Genomic DNA, 3,166 nt, shown 5'->3' with positions numbered 1-3,166 from the left:
TTGCATCGGGCGACAACTCCGCACAACTGGGCTATTTTGATTCTACAACCCCTTACTCCCGATAAGGTTTAATTTAAACCTGCCAAAATTTCGATTGTGTGGAAGGCGGCAAGGGCTGAATGAACTGAAACTTGGAAGGGACAATCAGTCAAACATCAGCGCCATGCGCACGATCACGTTGCACCGTCACGCGGCGATAGCCGCTCTAAACGAATCCATATCGCTCCCCCAGAAGAAGTTGTCGGAAAGTGCGGCTACGCTACCGGACTCAATCAGGCTGCTCGAACTGCATCACCGCCCACCCCAGAAATGATTACAATAGGAAGAAATTGGCCAGCCGAGAGGGATACTCCATGTCCGTAGTCGCCGCCGCATCAACGCAACTGAAATCGGACAATGTCGATCGCGTCGATGGGCAACCGATCGATGCGGTTTCCCCCGACATGGTTGTCTTCCCGCCAGGTGATTTATATAGTGATGAACCGCCCTTGGAAAGTTCCCTCCACCTGCAGCAGCTGATGCTGCTCTTAACCTGCCTCAACTGGTTCTGGAAAGACCGGAATGACTACTTTGCCGCTGGCAATCTGACGATTTACTACAGTCCCCGCCAGAAAAAATCAGAAGACTTTCGCGGCCCCGACTTCTTTGTCGTCTTAGGCGCAGAGAAACGTGAGCGCCGGAGTTGGACCGTCTGGGAAGAGAATGGTCAATATCCGCACATCATCATCGAATTACTGTCCGACTCAACCGCCGCAGTCGATCGAGGACTGAAGAAAACGCTGTATGCCAATGTATTTCGCACCCCCGACTACTTTTGGTTTGACCCGCACAGCCTCGAATTGCAAGGATTTCATCTGTTGGATGGGGCGTATGTTGCCCTGGAGGCGAATGAAGCCGGTCATCTATGGAGTCAGCAGTTAGGGTTGTTTTTAGGAGTACATGAGAGGAAGCTGCGGTTTTTCACCCCCGAGGGTGTTCTGGTGCCAACTCCCGAAGAGTCAGCGGAAGCCGAGAGCCAACGGGCCGAAGCTGCGCAACAGCAGAACGAAAGATTGATCGCTAAATTGCGAGAGTTAGGGGTCGAGCCAGACTAGCTAGGTCGTCCGCCAGTCAGAAGCCCGCTCCCTGTAACGTTTGTCATTTATGAAGCACATTCGCCAACAGCATTCTTGAGTATGCTAGCCTCAGCAAAGTCCTCTAAACCTGAATCTTCCCAGTCATACGGGTGCTAGAAACAATGTCATGTCCAGCTAAACCATCTGCTGAGCCGTGCGTCACGACCTTCGATGACTTTGTACGATTGGCGGATTATTCCCTGATGGATACCTTAAATGCTGACCCTGATGCCACGATCGATGGGGATGATCACCGTGCCCGCCAGGTCTTTTCGGGTCATTTTGTACCTGTGACACCTACGCCACTTGCAGAACCAGAATATGTAACCCATAGCAGTACTTTCTTTCAGGAACTTGAGTTGAGCGACGGGCTGGCGCTTGATGACAAATTTCGCCAGGTCTTTTCGGGTGATCTGTCTGCGGTCCACGCACCGATGCGTCAAGTTGGCTGGGCAACGGGGTATGCACTGTCGATTTATGGCACCGAATATATCCAAAATTGTCCATTCCGTACGGGTAATGGGTATGGCGATGGTCGGGCGATATCGGTATTTGAAGGAATCATCAATGGCCAGCGCTGGGAAATGCAATTGAAAGGCAGTGGCCCCACGCCCTATTGCCGGGGCGGCGACGGGCGCGCGGTCTTACGCTCAAGTGTGCGTGAGTTTCTCGCGCAAGAATATATGTATGCGTTAGGCGTGCCAACATCCCGCGCTTTGACCCTGTATGTGTCTAAATCCGAGACCGTTACTCGGCCTTGGTATTCGCAAGACTCCCACTCCTTTGAACCGGATATTTGGGTAGAAAATCCGGTCGCGATTTCAACTCGCGTTGCACCTTCCTTCTTGCGCGTTGGTCAGATCGAGCTATTTGCCCGCCGTGCCCGAAGTAATGCTCATCCAAACGCATTAGAGGAGTTGCGCATGATTGTGTCGCATTTGATTGAGCGAGAATACAAAAGTGACATTAATCAACCCCTAAGTTTTGCCGATCAATTGGTTGAGTTGGCACAGCAATTTCGCCAGCGGCTTACTTCACTAGTCGCCAATTGGCTACGGGTTGGCTATTGCCAGGGTAATTTCAATAGTGACAACTGCGCCGCTGGTGGCTTTACGCTCGACTATGGCCCCCTTGGGTTTTGTGAAATTTTTGACCCTTGGTTTCAACCTTGGACTGGCGGCGGCGATCACTTTGCGTTTTTCAATCAGCCCAAGGCAGCAGAAGCGAATTACTATATGTTTTGGAAAGCTGTGAGACCGTTACTGGCAGATGCTGCTGAAGCGTTAGAACAGTTTGACCAAGTCGGCCGTGGCTTTGCAGAAGCCATGCAAAAACAACTCCAAACAATGTGGGCGGCCAAACTGGGCCTGACTGAATTTGACCCAGAGCTATTTAAGCAACTAATGCAGCTAATGGCCGACTCAGATGTGGATTACACCATGCTCTTCCGCGAATTATCCCACATACCAGACGATGTTTCAGCCTTGCAAAAGAGCTTTTATGCTAAAACGTCACCACAGCTCGATGAACAATGGCAAACTTGGCTAAAAAGCTGGCATAGCCTGATTAACGACGGCAATCCGGCGGCGATATCAAGCAAGATGAAACAGACTAATCCCAAATACACATGGCGAGAGTGGTTGGTTATCCCTGCCTATCAACAAGCCATGCAGGGTGACTACAGCTTAATTAAAGAGTTGCAAGCAGTGTTTAGCCATCCCTATGATGAGCAATCACAAGATATCGAAGATAAATACTATCGTCTCAGACCGAGCGCGTTTTCTGGCGTTGGTGGCGTATCGCACTACAGCTGTTCATCTTGATTTCGAATAGAAATTGAAAATTGGAACCAGGTGCGATCGGTAACACCTGCCATCTGCGCGATCGTCGCGCGCCTTTAATTTTTGATTCTAGATAAGATAAGGTTATCTAGAATCGAGCTAGGATGAGACAAGTGATGGAATTGGCCGCGCATTTGTGACATGCTCCCGACGCCGACCGCTTAGGCAGTACGGCGCGGGCTTCTCCTCTGGGTTGCCCCAGATTCGCGT

2 protein-coding genes are annotated in these 3,166 nt (G+C 50.8%); both read left to right on the top strand.

Annotated elements, in window-relative coordinates; translation table 11 throughout:
• Window positions 1–443: 443 nt before the first annotated feature.
• Complete coding sequence (locus IGR76_15720; protein ID MBF2079920.1) at window positions 444–1,094, top strand: Uma2 family endonuclease; 651 nt, start codon at window positions 444–446, stop codon at window positions 1,092–1,094.
• Between the two features lie 143 nt (window positions 1,095–1,237).
• On the top strand, window positions 1,238–2,938 hold the full coding sequence (locus IGR76_15715; GenBank protein MBF2079919.1) for a YdiU family protein: 1,701 nt from the start codon (window positions 1,238–1,240) through the stop codon (window positions 2,936–2,938).
• The last annotated feature ends 228 nt before the right edge of the window (window positions 2,939–3,166 follow it).

This window comes from Synechococcales cyanobacterium T60_A2020_003 (assembly GCA_015272205.1).
Taxonomy (GTDB): Bacteria; Cyanobacteriota; Cyanobacteriia; order RECH01; family RECH01; genus JACYMB01.
This window is presented reverse-complemented; position numbering and strand designations above follow the sequence as displayed.